This window comes from Rhizobium cauense, assembly GCF_019511525.1.
Taxonomy (GTDB): Bacteria; Pseudomonadota; Alphaproteobacteria; order Rhizobiales; family Rhizobiaceae; genus Rhizobium; species Rhizobium cauense.
On sequence record NZ_JAEUAT010000023.1, the window covers coordinates 1 to 16,281 of the forward strand.

A 16,281-nucleotide genomic window follows, 5' to 3' on the forward strand; every position below is an offset into this window, starting at 1 on the left:
CAATGCAGAAGGGCGACGTACCGCGAACCTATGCCAGTCCCGACCTGCTGATGGCGCTGACAGGCTACAAGCCGGACACGAGCCTTGATGTCGGCGTGAAAGCGTTCGTCGACTGGTACCTTGAAGCACGCCGCGAACTGGATCGCGAGTTGGAGGCCACCAAATGAAATATCGCGCGGAAATTGACGGGCTAAGAGCGATTGCAGTTGTTCCGGTTCTCTTTTTCCACGCCGCGATCTATCCTTTTAGCGGGGGGTATGTTGGTGTCGATATCTTCTTCGTGATCAGTGGATATCTGATCACTGGCATACTGCTTCGGGAGATCGCGCAAGGCAGCTTTTCGGTGGTAGGTTTCTATGACCGTCGTATCCGACGCATCTATCCAGCTCTCTTTGCAACGATCATCGTCACTGCGATTGCTGCTTCATTCGTTCTTTATGCTGATGATCTGAAGGATTTTGGTCAGAGTGTCATCGCGACACTCACTTTCATGTCAAACGTCCTGTTCTGGCATGAGACCGACTACTTTGCTCCGAATGCTGAATTCAAGCCACTGTTGCACACCTGGTCGCTTGCAGTCGAGGAGCAGTTCTATGTCCTCTTTCCGCTGCTCCTGGCGGCGCTTGCCACCAAGGCACGACGAAGCCAGTTTGTCATTGTCGCAATTTTGACTGTATTAAGCTTCTCCGCAGCGGAGATTGCTTCGGTTCGTTCTCCAGCGGCCGCCTTCTTCCTCCTTCCATTTCGGACGTGGGAACTGTCAGCGGGTGCGCTGCTGGCGCTTTATGAAGCAGGACGCGAGCGCCCGACCGGACGCTTTGCGGAGATAGGTGCTGCTGTCGGCATACTCTTGATCGCCTACGCTATTTTTGGCCTCGACAACGAGACGCCTTTTCCCGGGCGATGGGCGTTGCTGCCGGTATGCGGAGCAATTCTGGTCATTCACTTCGCTCAGCCTTCAAATTTGGTGGGAAGACTGCTCGGCTCGCGAATTCCTGTCGCGATAGGGTTGATCAGCTATAGCCTCTATCTCGTCCACCAACCAATATTCGCCTTGTACAGGTATGCTCGGGTGGTTGAACCATCTCGTCTGGAGATGCTGAACCTGGTTGCGCTTAGCTTTGCGTTGGCAGCCATATCCTGGAAGCTCGTTGAGCAACCGTTCAGGCGGCCGCGCTATCGGTCTCGCGCGGTATTTGCGTCAGCGGCATTCGGGAGCCTCGTGCTGATTTCGCTCGGCGCGGTGGCACATCTCAATGCTGGCTTTCCATCGTGGACGCTCGCGCGCCTGACGCCACAGCAGGCGGTGGTCTATCGAAATCTGCTGGAGGAACGGGGTCGGATCGACCGGGTCGCCGACAGTAACAAATTTGGTGAATGCGTGTTCCGCACAGGTAAGCTTGACGAAATTTTCCGGCGCCAGTTTGCCGAATGCGCCGGGAAGTATGGTCCCGCAACCATGATCGTCGGCGACTCACATGCGGGCAATCTTTTTGACGCCATTGCTCCACTTGCCGAGCGCCCATTTGTCATAGGGCTCAACAAAGGCTTCTGTCGAGCTGTCGAGTCCAATCCTCAATGCTTTTATGGAGAGTTGCTGAATTTCGTGCAAGCGAACTCGGCCTCGGTACACAAGATCATCTATATGCAGGCAGGCTTCTATCTACTTGATGCCCCAGATGGGGCGGTCGGTAGTCGGGACATGTTCCAGCGCTACACTGATCAACAGTTTCCTGTCAGCCGGTCGCGCATTGGCATTACGCTTGCCTATTTGAACAAGCTTGCCAGCCTGACTGATGTCGTTTGGCTCGGGCCATGGATCGATCCGCATGTTACGCACAACCAGCTTGTTGCAAATGGCTGCGACGCGTCGATCGACCTGCCGAACTCCTTTGTTATCCCCTCTTATACGCATCTGGATCAAACCGTCCACGAGTTGGCGCGCGAAAAACAGCTGAACTATGTATCGACGATCAACGCTTTGAACTTCAATGCGCGGCATGATCTGGTCGATTGCCAGAACGTCTACTTTATCGATGCAGACCACTGGAGTGTCGCTGGCGAACAGAGGTTCGGCCCAAAGGTTTTGGGTGCACTTGATATGACGATGTGAAGGGGTGCCCCAGCGGGCTCCGTGATTGCAGACAAGCTACCACCGTCAGATTCATCAGGGGATTTGTCATGACAATGAAGACACCACGATATCATGCCCTCGATGGCGCACGAGGCGTAGCCGCGTTCGTGGTCGTGCTTTGCCATTGCTTGTCGAGAGCCTATCGCCACCCTGACCTGTCGCCATTGCAATTGAACGCATTGAAGGCGTTCCTTACGCTCGGCCACCTCAGCGTCATATTCTTCTTTGTTCTCAGCGGCTTTGCTCTGGGCATTCGCTACACACTAGGAAAGAACAGCTCATACTGGCGGTTTCAGCTGGGTCGTGTGGTACGCCTTGTGCCGTGTGTCGCTGCGGTCGTCGTCACTGCAACCGTCCTTCGGCTCATGACACCGGACCTGCCGGCCGAGATGCTCTCAGGCGCATTTGTCGACTTGTGGAAGCTTCCGATAAACTTCGAAGCATTGGTGCGACACATTTTCTTGATCGGAGTTAGTCGAACGGACACGGATCTGGATCCACCATTGTGGAGCCTTGTCTACGAAATGCGGGCCGGGCTGTTCATTCCCTTGTTCATGTATTCGCTCAAGCGATACTCCTTATCAATCAACATTCTGCTGATTGTCATCCTATACGCCTTTTCATCGATCTCACTGTCGATCGTCGGGCTGCCAAACCCGGTCTTCTACGGCGAGACACTGTTTGGGTCGCTACTGGCTACGTTGCATTACCTCGGATCGTTTCTGTTGGGATGCATGATCTGCCATTCTCTACATCATGGTGGCGAGCAGCAAATTGCACAAGGAAGCTGGAGCTTCACCTCGCTGATTGTCTTTGCTCTACTGGCGTTGTGGCTCGGGGGCATTCTTGCCCACAGCGACCTGCTTTTGAGCATGGCCGCCGGGTGTGCGATATATTGCATCTTGCGAATCGAACCACTGAAGCGAGGGCTCGAGGTTGCGCCGATCCAGTTCCTGGGCAAAATATCCTATTCACTATACCTGGTCCATATGCCGGTTTCGTTCGCGGTACTTCGATTGGCGGCAGGCGAAATAGGCGACGGTTACTTTCTGATCGTTGCTCCAGCCCTCAGTCTACTTGTTGCAACGATTTTGTTCCTCATTGTTGAACGTCCGTCGATTGCTCTTTCGAGACTTGTTGGGCGCCCGAGCAAAGCCGCGAAATCAATCGGCCAGACCGAACGAAACGAAGATCGGTCAACGATGAAAGAGCCATCGGCCGGAGAGTCGAAAGATCTGCAAGTTCAATCCCTCTGATGGAGAAATCTAATGGATGTCAATAACCTCGATTGCCACAAGAGTGTCGAAGAGATGGCACTCTTTGCAGTTTCGATCCTGAGTTCAGCCTCCTCCTCATCTGTCCAAGTTTCCAGTGCCAGGAGCGTTTTGGTCGAAGTAAAGCGCGCATCCTACCAATTGGCTACGGATGAGGATGTCAGGGCCCAATACCAGCGCCTCGCATTGGCGTGTGCTGATCGCTGATGACGGGCCAGAATTCCTTCGCCCAACCATCATGTCGTGTTTGGCGAAAACTCCTACCGTGAGGTGTCGGATGGGAAAATCGAACGGTAACGCGATTACGATTCTCATCGTGGATGACGAACTAGCGGTCCGCATCGCACTGCGGGCGGAACTTGAGGACGCCGCGATGACGGTGATCGAGGCGCGCAACGCCACCGAGGCGCTGCGCGAACTCGAACGCAATAAGAATATTGAGGCCGTGTTGAGTGATATTCGGATGCCTGGAGGGTTTGATGGAGTCGCTCTCGCGCGACTTGTGGAACGTCGATGGCCGTGCATGCGAATTCTGCTGACATCGGAAGAGCATATGGTTTCCGACAGAGACCTGCCCTTGGGTACACGCTACATCGCCAAACCCTACGAAAGCCGGCAGGTGGTAGCGACCATTCGCGGGATGGTGCGAGGCTACGCGTGAAAGACAATGAACAGCATGGATGTTTGCGTTTCAAGAGAAGGCCCGGCACATTGTCGCCGTATGGTCCGCCTGCCGGGCCCTCTGCCGCAGGGAGGGGTGGTGCGGCGTCACCGTTTGATCTCCAATCGGTGAGTCGTTCCATCTCAAAGAAAAAGGAGGGCTAACTCGCGATGAACGCGGCCCGGGCGCACGACCATTTTGGCACAAGAACGGGGGGCGCCCTGGACGGGGAAAAGGATGCGCGATGGGACTAGAAGGTGGTTTCCTGCACCAGCCACCACACGGGCAGAAATGCCAGCGCAATCGCTGCCAGCCAGACCGAGGCGAATTTAATCAGGTATTGCCGTCTCGCTTTTGCTTCGTTCCATTCGTAGTACATCGCCAACTCCCAACTTTAGGCTTCGCTACTGAAACATTGCATCAGCGATGAGTCGAGTGCGCAATTGCAACACTCGCCGTTGAACAAACTCGGATCATCCACTGCTTTTTCCCTTCCGTGCCCAATCCTCAATATCGCTCGTGGCAACCCAAGAGAGATGGGGCCGTGTAATTCGATAGGATTGTGTTGTGCCGTGGTGTTGTGTAGGTCGAATCCACCATCACCGGAGCACTTTTCAAAGCCTGCTCCGCCTTACCGATCTCCTCGTGAAGCGGTTGTCCCATGAACCGGGCTGTATCGGTGCCGAGCTCCCGGGCCGCCGAGAAGGACACCACCGGTCGATCGCGTAGTCGACGCGGATCAACGATTTTGCGTGGTCTGCCTGCTCCTGCGTCTCTGCAAGCACGAGCGCGACCGGCTGGCCGTTCCAATGGATGCTGTCATCCTGGATCACTGGCGGACTATCGCCACCGGCAGCTTTCTCACCGGAAAGAAGCAGGGGTGGCCGGTGCAGCCGCGGCGCGTTCTGGTAGGTCATGACGAGCACGACGCCAGGTGCTGCTTCCGCTACGCTGGTTTCGATTGTCGATATACGACCTTTGGCGATGGTGCTGTAGACGAGGGCAGCATAGGCCATATCGGGTAGTGGAAACTCTGCGGCGAAAGGCGCTTTGCCCGATACTTTTAGCGGCCATCAATGCGGGAGACCGGTTGTTCTATGTGGCCATGACGTTTGAGAATGAAGGGATCCGGTCCCCCGCCAGGGATCCAGCTACCGGGAGCCATGGCGACAACCTTCGCCCTGCTTGCCTGGATCAAACCCTTGGCTTTTTGCTTGGCATCCTCGTAGACTCTCATGCCGCATCTCCCGTCAGTTCCATAAGCACCGAGACGATGGTGCGCGTTGCCGCTGAGAGGCCGCGCATCGGCGAGTTCGGCCTCTGCCGCAACAGTAAGGGCGGCTTCATTGGCCACGCGCCCGCGAAGTGTGTCTTCAACTTTCTCTGCCCGCCACGGTTTGTGCGCCACGCCGCCAAGTGCGACCCGCAGGTCACGTATGCGGTCCCCTTCGATATCTACGGCCGCGGCTACGGAAACGAGAGCAAACGCGTAGCTCGTGCGGTTACGCACCTTGCGGTAGGTCGACCGGGCCGAGAACGATGGCTGCGGCAACTCGATCGGATGTGACGTGGCTTGGGACACCCCGTCTAATTTCATCGACCATTGCCACTGCCGAACAGATTTGACCGGGCGTGCAGTAGCCACATTGAAAGCCATCGTATTCTACAAAGGCCTGTTGCAGTGGATGTAACGCATCGGGCTGCCCCACTCCCTCGATCGTGATAACCGATCGCCCTTCAAATTGGACCGCAAGAGCGAGGCAGGAGAGAATGCGTTCTCCGTCAATCAGGATGGTGCATGCCCCGCATGCTCCTTGATTGCAGCCCTTTTTGGTGCCGTGCAGCTGTAGGTGATCGCGTAGGAGATCCAGCAGGGACACTCGCGGGTCCTCTGGCATCTGCACCGCTTCGCCATTGACAGAGATGCTCATCCGCGCCTCCCTATGTTCGGTGAAAAATCCGCGAAGCTGTTAAAACGCAGGCGTCGCGAATACTTAAAGATCGAGGCTGCGTTTACGGCAGCAACAATGTGAATGGGATCGACTTCGAAGCCGGTGATGTGACAGGTCGTCAGAGCAGGCGAACCCTATCTCGCGATAGCGGCCATTGGCTTTGCTCGACGTGATGATCTTCAAAAGGTATGCGTTACGATCCGAACCTCACTATCGAGCACCCTCTTTGGCCGGCTCGAAGATCAGTTGCCGAGGAGCAAGAGCGACCGGACGCGGTCAGCGGCATCATCGCTGTGAACGGGCGAGCAATGTCCTCGCTTCTTCGAAACGGCGCTTCCTGTCGGCGTCCTGCTCACTTGCCGAATAGCATGTGTTTGAGACGCAAAACTTTACCAGTTCGTGCGGCTTTTGGTTATTTCTAAACTCGCATTCAAAGCTATCGGTCATCTCTGCAGGAGCCGTACCAGCCCTCGTAGAGTATGTCATACGCACACCTGGCGGCTTCAACTCCGGAAATGACTGGATTGTGCCTACTGGAAGCTTTTCCAGCATAAAGAAGGCTTGCGCGACCGCTTTGCATGTTGCTTCAAGCTCCGGTGACTGTGCAAATCCGGAGACGGGCGTCAGAACAAGGGCAGCGATGAGGAATGCCTGGCGCAATTTTGGGGCTCCTTGAGAGTCGTTTAGTCGTTAACTAGAACTTTCTCAACGAAAACAAGTCGATCCTACAATGGAGGGCTTTCACTTTGCTGCGACTCCATTTGTGCTCGAAATTTTTGCCAGCAGTTGAGGGCGTCTGGCCGAACTGAAGCTGCTTCCTTCTAATCCGCGGTAACGGGTATCCTCCTCTTAAGAAATTCACGAAATATCTCCCGAACAATTTCAGGAAAGCCTTCGGGCCAAAACGCCGACCCACGTCTTCCTGACCCCAGCGGCCTATAAAGGCGTTTGAAGAACGGCTTAGTGTTGAACCCTTGGCTGGTCCAACTCCTGCGAAGGGCCGCGACCAACAGTTCAATTTGCGTCCAGCCTGTAAGAGGCTGATCCAACCCTTGGAACAATCCGTAGGACGGGGATGTCGCCAGATAATACTGCCGGGGGAACAATGTTCATCGTGCATCACCTTAACAACAGCCGTTCGCAACGTGTCCTGTGGCTGCTGGAGGAACTTGGTCTCGACTACGAAATCCGCCACTACAAGCGGAACTTAGACATGAGTGCCCCGGACGAGATGAAGAGGATACATCCGCTCGGAAAATCCCCGATCGTGGGCGTGATAGACGATAGCTGTCGTATGACACTCGTCGAAACCGGCGCGATCTGCGAGTACCTCGTTGAGAGTGCAAATGGGCGCCTGGGTGCTCCCGGTGATTGTGAAAGTAGTCAACGCTATCGGCAGTTTCTTCACTATGCAGAAGGCTCTATCATGCCGCTCCTCTTTGCCCTCCTCGTCGTTTCGAAAATTCCGCTGCTCGGAGTAATCGCCGCCAGGAAGATCCGCCCGATGCTCGATCTCCATCTTGATTATGTAGAGCGCGAACTCTCGGAGCGACGCTGGTTTGCTGGAGATACCTTTACGGCCGCGGATGTTATGATGAGCTTTCCGTTGGAGGCTGCTGCGAAATGGTCGGGTCGGAACGCCAATCGACCCGCCACCTCCGATTGGCTGAAACGAATTCACGCCCGCGATGCCTTTGCTCGCGCATTGCAGAAGGGGGGACAATATGTCCTGGCTCGGTGAGAAGAAGATCTTATCGATAGGTGATTTTACCGGAACAGCTTTCGATCCACGGGGTTAACCTTTGGATCGTCTAATCGGAGGACATCCAATGTCGTTCAACATATTGATCGTTGAAGATCAGCCGCTTATTGCACTTAATCTCCAGGATACGGTCGAAGAACTCGGCCACAACCCCATCGGCATCGCCAGCAACATGTATCAGGCATTGATGCTTGCGAGTAAAGCCGACGTCGCGCTTGTGGACGTTCATCTGGAAGACGGACCCACGGGACCGATCGTCGGACGGGCACTCGCTGATGCTGAGGTAAGTGTTCTATTCATGACAAGTGATCCAGGCGCGCTCCGGGGAGCCGTAGAGGGCGCTCTGGGCGTTATGCAAAAACCCATTCTCGATCTCGAGCTTATTGAAGCGATTCAATATGTTGCCGACCGGCGGGCCGGTAACAATGACATTCCTCCGCCGCGCGGTCTCACCGAATTTTAGGATGGGCCTTTACCTATCTCTTCCGCCAATTGAATACCATAGTCATCGCGTCCGTCTCGTTGGAAAATCGCTTATCAACCGAGGTACACATCTTATGGTGCTGACCTCCCGGGTCAGTTTCGAGACCAATGCTAATCGAGATCGCCGGTGCGCAACATAGTTTGTGAAGGCGCCCCGGATGAGATTGGCTATTCCGAGCACAGGTATTGGCTTTAGGAAAGGGTTTACCGGCGGCTGGGCGCGCGCGCCCCAGTAGCGTACGCAGCCGAACCAGCTCGACTGGCTTCACCTTACTCACCGTAGGGCGAGCAGGAGAATGACATCGAAAGTGGCGGAACGGCTTTTTCGAAATTCGCCAGCACCGGGACAACAATCATGTCGATCCTGACGTCTCCAGCACAGAACAAGTTAGTCGGCATGGAGAAGCTGGATGAACAGGAACTGCGAGAGATGAGCAGGAAACTACCCGAAAGCAAAGCACGTTGACAATTTCGCAGACGATAGGGCCGGGAGGAGCGAGGGGAGCTCTAGTTCCGTCACGTTGCTTGTCCGGTCGGAAAGGGTGCCCAGGTGTTGCCTTCGGAGAAGCCGGGCACCCTTTCCTCTGGCGTTCGAGCATTAATGCTCACATTCCCGTTCATCCTCTCGGACCAACACGAAGGTAGCCATGAATCGGATATTAGGGCGTGGTCGGATTAAAGAAACTTAATCCCCAACAATAGGTTAACGATGAGACTGATGCAAAGCGGACGCAGCGAGGAGCCGATGTTGCCAGCTCTACTCGCCGCGCGCATCACTGTCGCCGGGGAGAGGTCCGACGCCAGGTGATTCGATTTTTATTGGTGAAGCGGCCGGCTCGCCCCTGGCTAGCACTGCTCAAGGGAGCCGACCTGCGCCGCTCGTTTGGGGAACGGGCGCGACGCTCACAAACATATGGAGAACACCGACTCCATATTCCAGAGCGGAGAAGGATAAACACCGTGATGACAAGAAATGCGGCACGAGAGAGCTCATTCAAAACAGTGCAAACCGAGCTGGTTGGGCGTTCGGAGTTTGACTAAGGCGCTATGGCTATTTGCAACAATCGAGTCTTGACACCGGCACTAAATCTGGCTGGTCCTTATGTCTGCTGGCGTACGGTTTCCCAGCTTCTGGTGTTTGTGTACAATTACCGCCCTACATATCAACGGCCGGCCCAAAAGAGAACGGCGGAGGCCGGTTGGGAGACTGCACGTGCTCTTGCCGCAAACATGGGAGGAGCCGACAGTGTCTCTCCTTACTCTTCTTTCGCTTGACGATGACAGCATTGAGTTGGTGACCCGTGCTGTTCGGCAGTGGTGCGAAGACCATAAGGTGCCCTTGGAGTCACCGCAAGGTCGTGAAGCAATGTCTGAGGCGACACGGCTCGCAGTCGGAGGCGAAAAATCGCCTGAGATCATTGCGGATGCTCTCGGCCGACATATGCGATTAGCGCATTACAAGCAGCTGACTGTCATCTAAAGCGCAAGCCAGCAAAATAGAGCCGACCTGCCGGAGGCGGGATGTGGGCGAAGACATTTGCCAGAACTGGAGCTGGAAACTCCCGCCGATTTGCAAACGTATCCTATTTGTTTCGTAATACCCAGCCAGCAAATTGTTGGGCGGCGTCAGTCGCTCCAGCGAATGCCGTTGGTCACGAAAAGGACCCTGCCGTCCCGAATGCAGGGCTAATCAGTATAGACTCGCGGGGTTTCAATTCACGAGCAATTCTTAACTATACGGCCGCACGATTGTTCCCTGTAGAACAACGCAATGGTCTGGATCTCTCGCTGCCGCAGGAGCCTGCAAACTTGGCCAAAAGGAAATTCCGTTGCGGTTTGTCTGGCGCCATTCCCGAGGAAGCGACGAGTATTGGGAATCGCGGCGATTTCAGCGCTCCCATTCATTTCTTGAAGAAACAGGTCGGCACCGGGGCGCCGACCTATTCAATCTGCCTCACAACAACTGCCAGTAAATCCGTGGTCAATTGTAAGAAACACGATGGGTTGAGCTTACCGCATATTGGCGAGTGGTCAATACCGATTATGCGAAGCCGGTCATTCGTATTACCTTACAGCAGACAAACCCACGATAAGGCCTGTCGCCACGCTGAGCAGTACAAACTGATTGTCAACCCGAACCCATTGCTGGCCTCGGCCGGGTTGGCGCAAGCCATAGCGGCGATACTCTCTGACTGCCTGGTACCGACGCCAATCGTGCATGCGTTGACCTCTGTCCCAGCGACGTTCGCTATGATAGCGGTGATCAGGTCGCCGGTCGTCGTATCTGCGGTCGTGGCGGGGCGGTTCACGCCATTGCTGCGCCTGAGCAAGAGATGCGGTTAGCATAGTGCCGGCGAGGGCGAGAACGAATAGCTTCTTCATCGGGATATCCTCATCGTTTAACGAGCCACACCTAGTGAAAGCAGGGTTAACGAAAGGTTAATCGGGCATGCGAAGGTCGCACAACAATTCGTCATCGCCGATAAGCAACTCGCGAGTTGGCTGTTTCAGTAGGGATCATGCAGACATAGGCCCTATCTAGACGGTCCCCGCATGCCAGGCACGCAAAAGGAATGGGGAACACTCTGTCGCGATCGTCGTTTACCTTTCGTCACCACAATGCAAGGAGAAAGCGTAATGGATTGGAACCGTGTCGAAGGAAACTGGAAGCAGATGAAGGGCAAGGTCAAGGAGCAGTGGGGCAAACTCACAGACGATGACCTTGATCAGATTGCCGGGAAGCGCGACCAGTTGGAGGGCAAGATCCAGGAACGCTACGGGCTCGAGCGTGATCGCGCTCGCCGCGACATAGATGACTGGTACGGCCATCAGACCTGGTAACAGCGAGGGCCCGGAACAAAATTTCCGGGCCTCTTCATTTCAAGGAGAGCGTGATGCCCAAGTACAGAAAAGAGCTGTCCAGTGAGGAGGATTATCGCGACTTCGAGGAGCGCGACCTCTCAGAAGGCTGGCCCTATCCCGATAAGGAGAATAGCGGGACTCAATCCCAAAATCGCGAATACGGCGTCAAGTCAGGTTCTGGCGAAGGCGGAAATAGCGGGTTTCGCGTGGATGGAGTCGATGCTGATGGGAGCGAATACCGCCTGAGAGACTCGTTGGAACCTGGTTCGATTGATCGCGACGAGAGCGACGAATTGGAAGCCAGATTGACAGAAACCCTTGAAAACATCCCGGACGTCGATATCGACAGCATAGACGTTCATGTGGATGGACACACCGTCACACTCGAGGGGACTGTCGAAACGATTGAGATTGCGCGGAAAGTCGAGCTCGCCGCGCTAGCGGTCGACGGGGTTCGGCAGGTCCACAACAAAATCGAAACCACAGGCGTGGATTCGCATATTCCTGACGATAACTGATGTGGAGTGCCGGTTATCCGCATCTGGAAGATCGGTGTGCGTTTGCCGCTCGATATCGTCGAATATCAGGCTCAACTGAAACATATGTATTCTGATATTTGTGTAATTGAGGATTTTCCAATAGGCTCCTTCTTGGAGTTGTCCTCCCTGTTAGCAAAACTCCTCCCTGGTCCGCCTATCGAGCGGGCCATTTTTTCGGGAGCTACACCCCATCTGGGAACTAAGTCTAGCCTCAGCGCACGTCTGATGCCCTGGCAGCCCTTGCCAGTATCGCCCTGAAAGCGGCGGGACCCCTGGCTCAACGCCTGAGACGTGCTTTTAGCCTGCTGTCGGCATGGGGATCGAAATAGTGATAGAGAGCCGTCGCACGCACGGTGTCGGGATCACACGGTTCGTTGGCGTGAATGCTGCGGTAACCCCAGAAAAAGTAGAGACTTCCCGGAACCATTTTGATTCTTGTGAACGACGACGGATCGTTTTGTGCTCGGGTTCGCAGCGACTTCTGCCGGATCTTGTCTACGATGACTTTGTCGACAAGGTTACCTGCATACGTTTGGCGGACAGGCCTCGCATTTGGGACAAGAAGGAGGTCGCCTGCACGGCCAGTATCCGGAATAACAATGGGGATCAACGCTGTGATAAGGTAGGAGTCATAGTGGAAGTTGAGAGAATGTTCCATCATTCCCTTACCGGTGAGGCATCTCAGCAATTGATAAAACTCGACAGCGGGAGCCGGTTTGCTGCGGCTGGCTACATAAAGCCTCGAGAAAATCGACTGGAATTGCGGGGATTGTGCCAGCTCATCAAGTCCTGAACCCTTGACTGCTTCCCGACCCTTGAAGGCGACATATTCGTTCTGGGAGCTCCGCACGGACGATGCGACGAACTCCTGCATGGTACTCAGGCTTGAGATAGTTAAAAAGTCCGGGATGCAGCAATACCCATCGCGTTCCATAGCGTTATACATCGCTTGCAGCTGATCGTCGGAAATTTCGGGTGTATTTGTATCAAGCGCATTTGGGCTATCCATGGCGGACCTCGAAGCGTTTGAACCTCCCAAGTAAACAATAAGGGTTGCATTTAAACTTGTCCACACCGATATTTCAAACGCGGCAGGGGTAATGAGAATATTCTCTAAACCGACCAGCTTCGACTTGTTAGGCTTAGGAATTAGAGGTCGAAGCGAGCGGTGGCGAGTGGGGCCAAGGGCTCACGGCCTTGGTCTGTCGTAGATTAGATGATGTTTCGTTTGCAGGCGACGGCAATGGCCTGCATCCGACTTACACAATTTAGCTTGGTGGTCGCGGACTTGAAGTAGCCATTGACGGTATGCTCGCTTAGGGAAAGGATGATTGCGATCTCCGCGCTGCTCTTTCCTGCCGCAGCCCACTTGAGACAGCTCACTTCGCGGTTGGTTAACGTGTGCTCAGGTTCCAAGTCCGTTTCTTTGACGAATTCATCAAGAGCTGCCAGCGTTTCATACACCAAGCAGGCAACGTGCTTTGCCAGGGCTGGACGCTGACCCGCAAACAATACGATATACCGCCGACCCGCGACGTCGTGCGGCGCGAAGCCGACGGCACTGCCGTCTCCAACCCGGAGTAAGCTCGATCTTATTTCTCGACGCTCTCCCAGGGCTCCGGTCAACCACGATTTGCAAACAACCACCGGCATGATCGAACCTCGCAATTCGACTACGAGCGGATCATCTTTGAATTGGTTCAATCTATCAGATTCGCGCTGTGCAGCGACGGTCCAATTGGACGCGATCAGGTTTTCTAGCAGACCGGAACGATCCACTGTGGGAAAATGGGCAGCAAAGAAACTGTCGAGGCCGTAGGTCTGACCGATCTCAGATAGTGCAGCGGTAAGGCGGGTGAGACCATCGAGGTGGTCCTCATACGCAATATACGGAACAGGCAGGAGTGATAATGCCATCGAACTTTTCTATTCAATCAGACGGACCCTTTGAACTCATGGCGAGACGGGCGGTCGCGACAACGTACCGTGGTACCCACCTTCGATCTTGGAAGCGCAAGTGATGGCCTGGTACTAGCGTCACTAAAACAGCATCTAGTAATTTGAGGGTGGCGATGAAAGTATCAATCATGGCCTGTCCGCTACCGTACGGACCCATGGCCGCCGAACCCGCCTGACGGCGCGGTATGTTTCGAAGATGATCGACGGAGATTTAGCTTCCATTCATGCGAAAGCCACCTCATGGCTGTTTCTCTGACCTGTATCAACCCACGTCCCAACGAAGCAGAAACTATCGACGCTCGAGTGAGTGCAGGGCGCGTTCATCATTCCCACCTGTGACGGCATTGCGCGCCGGCGTTTACGACTTGCCTCCAACTCTGCCTGCCCGCTGAATTCGATAGGACGAGCTGCGTGGTGATCTCACGCCGGGGCGGCGGCAGTACCCCTTTACTGCCGATTGGAGCGCTCTCTTATGTGAGGAGACCGTTCAGGTAACCTAGCTTCATTGTAACCGGGTTTGACATGACGAACGGATAGCTATCTTTCTGCCCCATACTTCTTTGTATTGCGTTGACCGCTATGCTCAATGGTACCCATGCATCGACGAGTTGTTGACCAGATCGAGCCCGGTAGGGGTCGAAAAGAATTTGAGCTGCAATTTCTTCATGGCCCCTCGGCTCGATAGTAATGCCGAACGCACGGGCTGTTTCGAGCGTATCGACGATGTGCAGCAGATGGGCAAATGACTCTGCGAAGTCCTCCCAGGGATGTGAACTAGCGTACGCGGAGATGAAACTGGCTTGCCAATTTGGCTTTGGCCCATGGGAATAGTAGCGTTGCAAAGCTTCGTCGTAATCCTCCCGCTCATCGCCGAAAATCCGACGAAACTCTTCAAAGCAGCCTTTGTCACGGACGAGCTTGTTCCAGATAAAATGCCCGGTCTCATGTCTGAAATGCCCGAGGAGGGTCCTGTACGGCTCGTTCATGGATGTCCGCACGTGCGCCAACGTAACGTCGTCGGCTTCAGCAGCGCGAATGGAGATGACGCCTTCCTCGTGGCCAGTTTTAGGAATAACGATATTGCCGTCAGGTTGCAGTTGATCCTCAAGGAAGTCGAACACGAGCCCTCCCTGAGGGTCTGCGAGACGCTCCGGGAGCGGCAGGTTCCACTTCAACAGAGAATAGAAAAGGTGCCGCTGCGCTTGGCCGATTCGACGCCAGCGATTGAGACCGTCGGCCGTTGAAGCGTTCGGTACGAGCCGGTTGTGTCGGCACGCGACGCAGAAGCTGGTGTCGTTTTCATCGGCTACCAGCCAGTTGCAAACGTCGATTGCCTCGTTTCTGCAGAACTGTCGCCTTTCGGTCGGTTGGCCGGCGAGGCGCCAAGCTGCGCCATCCGCCTCGAGTGCGAACATCGCGAGCTTGTCCGCATCGAAACCCAGACGGGCGCCACACTTGACGCAGCTTCTGTTGTCGAAGTGCACTATTTGGCCGCAACTGTCGCAGGCAAAAAGACGCATGTTACGCCCTCCATTTTGTTGCGTCCCCACGGGACGGTGTTTTCCGCCTCACGCACCAGCGTTCAGGAATGCCTGCACTCGTTGAATGTTCCAGTGCAAATATGATGAGCGGTGATCAGCGAGTGGAGCACGCTTCAGGCCCGGTTCGACGCGGTCACAAGCGAGGGTTGGACAGAGCCTTTCGCTGCCGCAACTGAAGATTCATCCCGAACCGTGATATCAACCAAAGAATAAGTTCCGAAAATGCATAATTAGGATACATTATGCCCATCAAACGAGCAGAGGTGGCTCCCCGAAATGCGTGTTCTCATTGTCGAAGATGAGTATCTCATCGCGTTGGACCTCGAAGGTACGGTTCTCAATTTGGGACACCAACCGATCGGACCAGCTTCCAGAGTCGGGGAGGCTATGGATCTTGCCCACGATGCTGAAGTTGCATTTGTGGATGTTCGGCTTCTCGATGGTGAGACGGGCCCGGAGATCGCCCGGCGACTTGATCGCGATTTCGGGGTCAGCGTCCTGTTCGTCACGGGCAACCCTGAAACCGTCGCGGATAATCCTCACGCAATCGGCATACTCGTCAAGCCATATAATGAACGTGAGATCGCTGACGCTCTCGAGTACGCTGTGTCATTGCGGAACGGCGAGACTGCTTCGCCTCCACGTTCGCTCTGGAGACGACGTTCCGTCATGCCTGCACTGCCATAATCTTCAGGCAGCGTGAAAGCATTTTCAACGCTTACTAGATTCTGTCGATAAAGGCAGTACGGATCACCACCTCATCTTGGTCGAACGTTGACTGAAGCTGGTACTTATATGCTTTCCACCACGGCCTGTGTATCGCTGGAGCCATCACCTCGACCACGGCGATACGATCCTGCTGAACGTCGTCTCCGTCATCCCATAGGCCCTCGGCAGCGTTGATGTACATTGTCACGCCGCCAAAACGTTCCGTAAGTTCTTCTTTGATGGCGGAAAGCTGTTGCGCCATATGCCGTTGCTCCGAAATCGGCAAGAGAATCTGCACGAGATAGCTCATCAATTAGGATTCCTGTTCTTGATGCTGGAACGCTAGTCGGATCCGGTTGCAGCTTCGCTGAAAACTAGCGTGGAGCCATTCTGTTCCTCGCGTAAT

17 protein-coding genes and 3 pseudogenes are annotated in these 16,281 nt (G+C 54.8%); 10 read left to right on the forward strand and 10 right to left on the reverse strand.

The features are described from left to right. The 4 genes and pseudogenes from JNB88_RS28845 to JNB88_RS28860 form a co-directional block, all read left to right on the forward strand. A pseudogene (locus JNB88_RS28845) lies at window positions 1-167 on the forward strand (UDP-glucuronate 5-epimerase); the annotation flags it as partial. Next, a complete protein-coding gene (locus tag JNB88_RS28850; protein ID WP_220358448.1) occupies window positions 164-2,113 on the forward strand; it encodes an acyltransferase family protein in 1,950 nt (649 codons plus the stop codon). The pseudogene JNB88_RS28845 and the gene JNB88_RS28850, both read left to right, overlap by 4 nt. A 68-nt stretch (window positions 2,114-2,181) precedes the next feature. Next, window positions 2,182-3,390 carry an acyltransferase family protein gene (locus tag JNB88_RS28855; RefSeq protein WP_220358449.1) on the forward strand — a complete coding sequence of 403 codons (1,209 nt, stop codon included), beginning with the start codon at window positions 2,182-2,184 and terminating at the stop codon, window positions 3,388-3,390. A gap of 295 nt (window positions 3,391-3,685) precedes the next feature. Beyond that, window positions 3,686-4,069: a response regulator gene (locus JNB88_RS28860; protein WP_220358450.1), complete on the forward strand. Its 384-nt coding sequence runs from the start codon at window positions 3,686-3,688 to the stop codon at window positions 4,067-4,069. 250 nt (window positions 4,070-4,319) lie between these two features. Here the strand turns inward: JNB88_RS28860 and JNB88_RS34235 are convergent, their stop codons facing one another. From JNB88_RS34235 to JNB88_RS28880, 5 genes and pseudogenes are all read right to left on the reverse strand, one after another. Beyond that, a complete protein-coding gene (locus JNB88_RS34235) occupies window positions 4,320-4,448 on the reverse strand; it encodes a hypothetical protein (protein ID WP_018858765.1) in 129 nt (42 codons plus the stop codon). A 235-nt stretch (window positions 4,449-4,683) separates the two neighbouring features. Beyond that, the gene (locus tag JNB88_RS33895) at window positions 4,684-5,085 is read right to left on the reverse strand and encodes a hypothetical protein (protein ID WP_223217371.1); all 402 of its coding nucleotides are present in this window, start codon (window positions 5,083-5,085) and stop codon (window positions 4,684-4,686) included. A 47-nt stretch (window positions 5,086-5,132) separates the two neighbouring features. Then, window positions 5,133-5,666 carry an FAD binding domain-containing protein gene (locus JNB88_RS34305; RefSeq protein WP_276572949.1) on the reverse strand — a complete coding sequence of 178 codons (534 nt, stop codon included), beginning with the start codon at window positions 5,664-5,666 and terminating at the stop codon, window positions 5,133-5,135. Continuing rightward, window positions 5,605-6,000: pseudogene (locus JNB88_RS28875) on the reverse strand (2Fe-2S iron-sulfur cluster-binding protein); the annotation flags it as partial. The gene JNB88_RS34305 and the pseudogene JNB88_RS28875, both read right to left, overlap by 62 nt. A 306-nt stretch (window positions 6,001-6,306) precedes the next feature. Beyond that, entirely contained in the window at window positions 6,307-6,681 is a 375-nt protein-coding gene (locus JNB88_RS28880; protein ID WP_220358451.1) for a hypothetical protein, read from the reverse strand. A 445-nt stretch (window positions 6,682-7,126) separates the two neighbouring features. On the opposite strand from JNB88_RS28880, the gene JNB88_RS28885 reads away from it, so the two are divergent. The 3 genes and pseudogenes from JNB88_RS28885 to JNB88_RS34715 form a co-directional block, all read left to right on the forward strand. Then, entirely contained in the window at window positions 7,127-7,762 is a 636-nt protein-coding gene (locus tag JNB88_RS28885) for a glutathione S-transferase family protein (RefSeq protein ID WP_220358452.1), read from the forward strand. A gap of 88 nt (window positions 7,763-7,850) precedes the next feature. Continuing rightward, window positions 7,851-8,246 carry a response regulator gene (locus JNB88_RS28890; RefSeq protein WP_220358453.1) on the forward strand — a complete coding sequence of 132 codons (396 nt, stop codon included), beginning with the start codon at window positions 7,851-7,853 and terminating at the stop codon, window positions 8,244-8,246. A 381-nt stretch (window positions 8,247-8,627) separates the two neighbouring features. Beyond that, a pseudogene (locus tag JNB88_RS34715) lies at window positions 8,628-8,717 on the forward strand (low affinity iron permease family protein); the annotation flags it as partial. Window positions 8,718-10,330: 1,613 nt separating this feature from the next. Here JNB88_RS34715 and JNB88_RS28895 read toward each other — a convergent pair. Then, window positions 10,331-10,648, reverse strand: a complete 318-nt coding sequence (locus JNB88_RS28895) for an RcnB family protein (RefSeq protein ID WP_220358454.1) — start codon at window positions 10,646-10,648, stop codon at window positions 10,331-10,333. A 255-nt stretch (window positions 10,649-10,903) separates the two neighbouring features. Here JNB88_RS28895 and JNB88_RS28900 point away from each other — a divergent pair, with 255 nt between their 5' ends. Together JNB88_RS28900 and JNB88_RS28905 are read left to right on the forward strand one after the other, a co-directional pair. Beyond that, window positions 10,904-11,107, forward strand: a complete 204-nt coding sequence (locus JNB88_RS28900) for a CsbD family protein (RefSeq protein WP_037138426.1) — start codon at window positions 10,904-10,906, stop codon at window positions 11,105-11,107. Window positions 11,108-11,160: 53 nt separating this feature from the next. Continuing rightward, window positions 11,161-11,646 (forward strand): BON domain-containing protein, encoded by a 486-nt coding sequence (locus tag JNB88_RS28905; RefSeq protein ID WP_220358529.1) that lies wholly within the window; start codon window positions 11,161-11,163, stop codon window positions 11,644-11,646. A gap of 298 nt (window positions 11,647-11,944) precedes the next feature. Here JNB88_RS28905 and JNB88_RS28910 read toward each other — a convergent pair whose 3' ends face one another. The 3 genes from JNB88_RS28910 to JNB88_RS28920 form a co-directional block, all read right to left on the reverse strand. Then, the gene (locus JNB88_RS28910) at window positions 11,945-12,676 is read right to left on the reverse strand and encodes a hypothetical protein (RefSeq protein ID WP_220358455.1); all 732 of its coding nucleotides are present in this window, start codon (window positions 12,674-12,676) and stop codon (window positions 11,945-11,947) included. A gap of 203 nt (window positions 12,677-12,879) precedes the next feature. Then, complete coding sequence (locus tag JNB88_RS34310) at window positions 12,880-13,584, reverse strand: helix-turn-helix transcriptional regulator (RefSeq protein WP_220358456.1); 705 nt, start codon at window positions 13,582-13,584, stop codon at window positions 12,880-12,882. Between the two features lie 512 nt (window positions 13,585-14,096). Further along, window positions 14,097-15,146, reverse strand: a complete 1,050-nt coding sequence (locus JNB88_RS28920; RefSeq protein ID WP_220358457.1) for a zinc-binding metallopeptidase family protein — start codon at window positions 15,144-15,146, stop codon at window positions 14,097-14,099. Window positions 15,147-15,443: 297 nt separating this feature from the next. Here JNB88_RS28920 and JNB88_RS28925 point away from each other — a divergent pair, with 297 nt between their 5' ends. After that, window positions 15,444-15,854, forward strand: coding sequence for a response regulator (locus JNB88_RS28925; RefSeq protein WP_220358458.1), 411 nt, complete (start codon window positions 15,444-15,446; stop codon window positions 15,852-15,854). A gap of 34 nt (window positions 15,855-15,888) precedes the next feature. Here the strand turns inward: JNB88_RS28925 and JNB88_RS28930 are convergent, their stop codons facing one another. Further along, the gene (locus JNB88_RS28930) at window positions 15,889-16,185 is read right to left on the reverse strand and encodes a hypothetical protein (RefSeq protein WP_220358459.1); all 297 of its coding nucleotides are present in this window, start codon (window positions 16,183-16,185) and stop codon (window positions 15,889-15,891) included. Window positions 16,186-16,281: the final 96 nt, after the last annotated feature.